The sequence below is a fragment of the Vibrio sp. V10_P2A27P122 genome (genome assembly GCF_963874335.1).
GTDB classification, from domain to species: domain Bacteria; phylum Pseudomonadota; class Gammaproteobacteria; order Enterobacterales; family Vibrionaceae; genus Vibrio; species Vibrio anguillarum.
This window is the reverse complement of sequence record NZ_CAWNHY010000068.1, coordinates 1-7,323: the sequence shown is the minus strand read 5'-3', so window position 1 is coordinate 7,323 and position 7,323 is coordinate 1. Positions and strand designations below refer to the sequence as shown.

The following is a 7,323-nucleotide window of genomic DNA, read 5'->3' as shown; positions in this document are numbered from 1 at the left end:
CCGGCGAAGCTGCAAAGTCACTTTGACCTCAAAAGGTGTTAAGTGTGTTGATACTGCGTTAAACGATCATGTTGAAAACATGGATAAAATGCTGAATGTATTGACTAAAAAAGAACAAGATCAACTTGCCGATTTACTACGCAAGGTATTGATTTATGAGGAAAACGAATAAAGAGAATTTTGGGGGTTGTAGTGGATATCACATGTTTCAGCAAACTATATCGCTCATCATAAATAGCATACTCTCAACGCTCACGAAACTAATTCCCTCCCCTTCAAAGGGAGGGGTGTTTCTTGGTTGGTTGCTAGCAGCACCCCCTCCTAACCTCCCCCTGAAAGGGGGAGGAACATAACGGGGCAAAAGTGTGTTGACGGCTCGCTAATCACTCTACTCAGAAGCACACTCAAAATGATAAACTTTAATGAATTCATTCAAAGTTATAACTTCATACCCTCACTGTAACCATATGATTTTTATCAAACTATATACCGACTGATAAATTCTCCAACACCTTATCGATGTTTTCTGTACCGTTAGGCTTCAAACTCCTACAATGCAAGGCAGAGGGTCGGTGAAGGCTAAACTTTCACTTTTACATATTGAATACTCAACAATGCATTTGATTGCATTGGTACCGTCATCATTCAAAAGGAATAGTATGTTGAGCAAAGGATGGATATTGCTTGCCGCCGCAATCATCAGTCAGGAAGCATGGGCACTCGCTCCTTGCGGGCCAGACAGTAGCATCGGGGACTGGTGCAGCCTGGATATTAATCAGCTACACCCCACTCAGGCCGGGGTTGGTCAACAACAAGTTGATAAAACACAAGCCAAACTGGCGACAAAAAGCCCAGCACAACTTAAGAAGTACATGAAAAAGAAAAAGATCCCGGTAATCGTAGATGCTGATGGCCAATATTGGTTGGTTGACCGACATCATCTAACCAAGGCGCTTTGGCAGCAAGGTGTGAAAGAGGTGACCGTCCACATCCTTGCTCACCTCGACAACAAGGAGAGCTTTTGGCAAGACATGCAAGGCAACCACTGGACATGGCTGCGCGATGAAAAAGGAGCCCCGCTAACTCCCGATCAATTACCTGCACACATAAGTAAGCTACCCGACTACCCCTACCGCTCTTTGGCAGGTGAACTACAAGATGCAGGTTATTACAGCAAGCATGAACAGGTTTATTTTGTTGAGTTTGCTTGGGCTAGCTGGCTTGGGGAGCAAATGAATTGGGTGCCAGTCAATGCGAGTACGCTCCCAGAACGACTCGAACAAGCGGCACAACTGGCATGTAGCTCAGCCGCTAAGGCTCTGCCTGGTTACCCCGGAGAGCAATGTTCAACTATGCGCCACCTCATCAACACGGCAAACTAAGGTTCTATCGCAAAGCGAGATTTAAATAAGACTCATCATTTTGAAGATACAATTAGCCTGCGAGCGAACAAATCGCTCGTAGGGCGTTGTTCGATAAGATGAATATGTATTTTGTTACAAATCGCCCTCTTGTCTTGTGGTTCAGTCAATGATTTACTGTCGCTTCCTTAGCAACAGAGGCTTTTATTGACAATGGACGACCCCTTCAGGCGACCAATATTTACTGATCCCCCCCTTCACCGTGCCCCCTTATTTAAGGAGGCCACATGTTAGAACTCTTCCTACTACCCGAAACTTGGGCGATATTTGCCACACTGCTTGCTTTAGAAGTGGTTCTTGGCGTTGATAATGTAGTGTTCATTTCCGTCTTGTGTGAACGGCTCCCCGTTCAGCAGCGGCCGCTTGCGCGTAACTTAGGCATTTTGTTAGCAGTTACCGCTCGGATTGGTTTGGTTTTTTCTATCAGTTGGCTGATGTCGTTAACTGCACCGATAGTCGTTTGGTTTAGCAACGAATTATCTGGACGAGATTTTATCCTCATCTTCGGCGGTGCTTTTCTGTTATTCAAAGCAGCAAAAGAGTTGTGGAACTGGCTAATGCCTGATGAGCATTCACATACGACGACAGTAAGTGCTGGCCTTGCGGTCGTATTACTGCAAATTGTCGCGGTTGACGCGGTATTTTCCATGGATTCGGTAATCACTGCGGTGGGTCTAACTAACGACATTCCTATCATGGTCGCGGCCATTTTAGCGTCTGCGGTGATCATGATATTAACCGCAGCGCGCATTAACGCCTTAGTCACCCGTTATCCGGGTTTTAAAACGCTGGCATTACTGTTTTTAATGATGCTGGGCGGTTTGTTAATCGCGGAAGGTGTTGAGCTGCACATCAATAAAGGCTACGTCTATTTTGCGATGGCGTTTGGTTTGGCAATGGAGATTTGTCATATTCAATGGGCGAAGAAACAAGCAATCCAGATTAAGCAGCTACGTCCGTTAAAGCTATATACGTCTACGTCAAAGCTACATACGTCAAAACCATATTCGTTAAAAAGGCCCATGCCTTTACTAAGGTCAAAGTCCTCAGCGCATTGAAGAGATAATTAATATCAGAAGGGCGAACAGCAACGTCGCCCTTTCTTCTATCCGAATACTATTGACGTTAAGCTAATTTACGCACACTAAACTGGCTCATTAACGCTTTTAAATCATTGGCTTGCTGTGATAAATCATTACTAGCGTTAGCAGTTTCTTCCGTGCTCACTAATACTTTGTCGCCTGAATCACGAATACCCAACAAATTTTGGCTGACTTCTTCAGCACTCACGGCTTGCTGCTCGCTGGCGGAGGCGACTTGCAAGTTAGATTGCATCAGTTCGTCTAACGCTCCCGCTATCGAATAGAGCTGAGCTTTTGCACTATCGACGAGTGTTGATGATTCGCTGATCTGCTGGTCATTATCTTCTATCGATTTTGCAGCAATTTGAGCTTTATTCACCAACACTTGGATCAAACTGCTGATTTCATGAGTCGCTTCTTGGCTGCGAGAAGCCAAAGCGCGCACTTCATCAGCCACAACCGCAAATCCTCTTCCTTGTTCACCCGCCCTTGCCGCTTCAATTGCAGCGTTGAGTGCCAACAAATTGGTTTGCTCTGAAATCGAATCAACTACTGAAACGAAATTCTGAATTTTATGTGTGCTGTCTTGTAACTCTAAGATCATTTTCTGTGAGTTAGCCGCGTTAATCACCAATTGATGGGAGATTTTTTGTGTCACATCTGTCGTTTCACAAGCCGCTTTAACGCTGTTATCTGCACGAGTAGTCGACTCCGCTGCACCTTCAGCATTACTCGCCACTTCTGTAATCGTTGATGCCATTTGCTCCATTGCAGCCGCAACTTGCTGAGTGCTCTCTTGCTGTACAAGCATCGCTTTACGGTTATTCTCTGCCAACACATTTAATTCCGTCACCAGCCCTGCAATGCTGTTTGCTCTTTGAATCACCTCACCAACGGTTTTACTCAACGAGTCCGCCATGGTGTTCATACTTTGCGTCAACTGGCCGATCTCATCTTTTGACTCTGGCACAATGTGCTGATCAAAATGACCATTTGCCATTTTAGCCGCTATATTTCTCACTTTTAGCACAGAGCGAACAATTTGACGGCTGAGTAACGTCCCCATCACAAGGCCAAGAATTATCGAAACGACAGCTAATGTTATTGTGCCCTGCAATGCTCTGTGTTCTTCATCCTCAGTAATGAGAATAGAGGTTGCTGTTTTTTGCTCTAAATCGCGTAGAAAATGTTCAATTTCGGTATTAAATGACTTTTGCATATTTTCTAGTGCGAGTGCTTGCGGCGCAAGTTGTTCTACTGGCTCATTACTATTTAAGCGCTTGAGTAATTGAAATAAAGCCACCTCATACTGGTGATAAGAACGTTCTAACGCTTCAAATGTTTGGTATCGGTTTTGGCTCTCTTGATCAACACCCTTCGCTTGACGATGCTTCTTTGCATCACTGAGTATTTGCTTCGCTTGTGTCAATTCAGACTCCAACACTTTTGCGATGTTTTCTGTCTTCTGAGTAAGGTCTTTCAGCGCTTGTGAGTTGCCTTCGACAGGGATTTTAGCCAGTCGAAAAGCCTTTTCTAACACGATAGAGCTTTCCAACTGTTTGATGGTGATATCCGACGTCAACCGGATTAAAGGAATACTTTCATCCGCGATTTCTTCAATTTCGAGCGCAATACGATTCATTTTTACAGCGCTAAAGCTTGCAACACCAACAATTAGGCACAGCATTAGCGTAATTAGCGAAATCATTTTTTGGGTAATCGATAAGTCTTTAATCCACTGCATAAATGCACTCTCCAAACACAATCATTAAAGCCATTCGTTTATATGAATATTGTTATGCTGTTAAAGATAGTTTAGTAAAACCTAAAACACACTATTCCTAATACTAAGTAACTAGAGGTCATATCTGTTCAAGCGAGTAGAAAACTCTGCTTTTACTTATCAGTCAGTGTGTTAAAGACAAAAGCCCGAACGCTTGGGTTCAGGCTTTAAGATAGGGAACAAGGTCTACGGCGTTAGATGCGCTCTACACATTCACGAGCAATTACCAGCTCTTCATTGGTTAGGTTTATATTCGTATCGCATCTGCTAACAGGAATTTGGACAATAGGTTGCCAGTGATTTTGCTAATTTATCTATTCATAAATAAGCTCTGGTATTGAAAACTGGCTACTAGCTACCGACTAATATCTCAAAATCATCCGCAGTCCTCACCACCATCCCCTCACTTCTGCCACTGTTAGCGAAAAATTCGAACACGGCCACTTGACCTGTCTACTACTCCATAGTTCATACTCTCGACATACAAACAACATCTAGGTCAAATCTCACATGTATTTGATTTCGGAACTGGCAGCAAAGGCGGGGATCTCTCGCACCACCTTACTCTATTACGAGAAGTTAGGGCTGATTAACGGCCAGCGCCTTGACAATGGATATCGCTATTACAGCGAAAACGATTTGCAGCGACTGTTTTTAATTCAACAACTTCAAAGCGCAGGACTCTCATTGAAAGAGTGCGAACAATGCTTGGACGCCAAATTAAGCCGAAGCTTATTGGAAAATCGGCTGATGCAACTCAACCATGAAATTGATAAAAAAATCCACGCTCGTGAGTTGCTACTGGCATTACTTGGGGAACGCCCTCAAAGAGAGTTACACCATTCCCTGAGTCAAAGTGCGCCTAGCGCTTACTTAAACTGGTTAAGTACGCAGGGTTACAGTGAAAAAGAAGCGCTCAGATTAAAGTGGTTATCAAAAGATATGAACGAACACGAGAGTTACATGAAAGACTTTATGACAGTCTTTGCAACATTAGAAAGATGGGGGCCAGGAAGTCACAAGGACTCTTTAAAAGCGATTTCATTAATGTCACCTCAGACAATGACCGATATTTTAGACATTGGTTGTGGCACTGGCATCTCAACGTTACTACTAGCTGACAACAGTACCGCGCACATTACCTCCGTGGATAATGAGCCTATTGCCATCGAACAACTCGATAAAAAAATCCAAAACGCACAGTTGCATGAGCGCATTTCTCCTGTTTGTGCCTCCATGACGGAACTGCCATTTCTAGCAAAATGTTTTGATGCCATTTGGGCGGAAGGCTGCGTCTACATTATGGGAATGGAGAACGCACTAAAACAATGGAAGCCGCTGTTGAAAGACAATGGCGTATTGATGGTGAGTGATTTGGTTTGGCTGACTGACTCTCCCGACGAAGAGACAAAACAGTTTTGGCTGGCAGACTACCCAGACATTCAATCGATACCTAAACGGCTCGCTCTGTTCAAAAAGCATGGCTACGACGTGATCGGACACTTCTCATTAGGCGTCGATGCATGGCAAAACTACTGGCAACCGCTGCAAAGCCGAGTTGAGGAATTACAAGCTGTTATGCCTGCGTCCCAAGCGTTACTGGACATTAAGAAAGAGATTTCAGTTTACGAGCACAGTGCTGCAAAAGACTTTACCTATCAGTACTTTATTTTAAAACTTGCAAACTAGAGATAGATATATGAAATACGCTTTGTACAAACAAGAACAAGCTCAAGAAATCATTACACTGCTCAATGACACATTTTCGGATTCAGAAGGTAAAGAAGAAGGTGCATTAATTGCGAAACTCGTGGAAGACTTTCTCACTTTACCAACCAAAGATGAGGATCTTTATGTGTTTATTGCACAATCTTTAGTTAGTGGAGTGATCCCTCACGTTGCGGGTAAACCAACATGTTTACCCGCCCTCGACAATCCCTATTATTGGTAGGTGGTGAACATGAACGCTCCTTCATTACTAGAGTTAGGTATGCGACCTTTTTTCCAGCAGCAACTGTCTTTAGAAGAGTTAGAGAACGGCTCGCTCGGTCGAATCATCGAACATCATAAATCTGACGTTGTTTTGATGAGTGACAACGGGACGTTGCGATTGAATCTCCCGCCGAAACTCGAAGCGGTATGTGTGGGCGATTGGGTTGTGTTCGATCACGAGCGAATACTTCGTGTGCTCGAAAGACAATCCTTATTCCAGCGCAAAGCGGCTGGCAGCACTCTCAAGCGACAGCTAATCGCAGCCAACATTGATTGTGTTTTTATCGTCAGTTCATTCAATGAAGATTTCAGCTTAAATCGCATTGAGCGTTATTTGGCTTTGGCCAATGAAGCGGGTGCTCAAGCTGTGATTGTGCTGACAAAAGTCGATTTATGCCCTGATCCTGATGATATTCGTGAGCAAGTACAAAAGCTTGACCCGCTATTGAGCGTTCACTGTGTTAACGCGTTGGATAGCCAAGACGTTTCTGTATTGGAAAATTACTGTCAGAAAGGCAAGACCATTGCGTTTCTCGGCTCATCGGGTGTCGGGAAATCAACACTGGTCAATAGCTTACTTGGTCGCCATGAAATGGAAACTGGCCATATTCGTGAACAAGACAGCAAAGGTCGCCATACCACTACCCATCGTGTGATTAAATGGTTACCCAGAGGTGGTCTGTTGATGGACACGCCAGGAATGCGAGAATTACAACTGAGCGATGTCAAAGAAGGGATTCAACTCACCTTTGCCGATATTGAATCCCTCGCATCTCAATGTCGTTTTAGTGACTGCCTGCATGAGAATGAACCGTGTTGTGCGGTCAGAGAAGCAGTAGAAAGAGGAGAGCTATCCTCTAGACGATTAGACAACTACAAAAAGCTACTGCGCGAAGAAGCCCACAACAGTGCGACATTGGCGGAGAGAAGAGCGAAAGATCGTGCGTTTACGAAGATGGTGAACTCCGTTCAAGAGAAAGCGCGCTCGGCTAAAAAGTTTCGATAACCATTTAAAGAATCATCATTAATCACAAACCATTTGCTC

General features: G+C 44.1%; 6 protein-coding genes and 1 pseudogene. 6 read left to right on the top strand and 1 reads right to left on the bottom strand.

Annotated elements, in window-relative coordinates; all coding sequences use genetic code 11:
• From AACQ17_RS03965 to AACQ17_RS03955, 3 genes and pseudogenes are all read left to right on the top strand, one after another.
• A pseudogene (locus AACQ17_RS03965) lies at positions 1–172 on the top strand (MarR family transcriptional regulator); the annotation flags it as partial.
• Positions 173–659: 487 nt separating this feature from the next.
• Positions 660–1,382: a ParB-like protein gene (locus AACQ17_RS03960; protein ID WP_094147350.1), complete on the top strand. Its 723-nt coding sequence runs from the start codon at positions 660–662 to the stop codon at positions 1,380–1,382.
• 266 nt (positions 1,383–1,648) lie between these two features.
• Positions 1,649–2,479, top strand: a complete 831-nt coding sequence (locus AACQ17_RS03955; protein WP_017050009.1) for a TerC family protein — start codon at positions 1,649–1,651, stop codon at positions 2,477–2,479.
• A 67-nt stretch (positions 2,480–2,546) separates the two neighbouring features.
• On the opposite strand, the gene AACQ17_RS03950 is transcribed toward AACQ17_RS03955, so the two are convergent.
• Positions 2,547–4,247, bottom strand: a complete 1,701-nt coding sequence (locus tag AACQ17_RS03950) for a methyl-accepting chemotaxis protein (RefSeq protein WP_094147351.1) — start codon at positions 4,245–4,247, stop codon at positions 2,547–2,549.
• Positions 4,248–4,796: 549 nt separating this feature from the next.
• Here AACQ17_RS03950 and AACQ17_RS03945 point away from each other — a divergent pair.
• Genes AACQ17_RS03945 through rsgA form a run of 3 tightly spaced genes read left to right on the top strand, consistent with a single transcriptional unit; the run spans position 4,797 to position 7,284 of the window.
• Complete coding sequence (locus tag AACQ17_RS03945) at positions 4,797–5,975, top strand: MerR family transcriptional regulator (RefSeq protein WP_094147352.1); 1,179 nt, start codon at positions 4,797–4,799, stop codon at positions 5,973–5,975.
• A gap of 10 nt (positions 5,976–5,985) precedes the next feature.
• A complete protein-coding gene (locus tag AACQ17_RS03940; RefSeq protein ID WP_094147353.1) occupies positions 5,986–6,237 on the top strand; it encodes an acetyltransferase in 252 nt (83 codons plus the stop codon).
• A 9-nt stretch (positions 6,238–6,246) separates the two neighbouring features.
• Positions 6,247–7,284, top strand: coding sequence for a ribosome small subunit-dependent GTPase A (gene rsgA, locus AACQ17_RS03935; RefSeq protein ID WP_094147354.1), 1,038 nt, complete (start codon positions 6,247–6,249; stop codon positions 7,282–7,284).
• Positions 7,285–7,323: the final 39 nt, after the last annotated feature.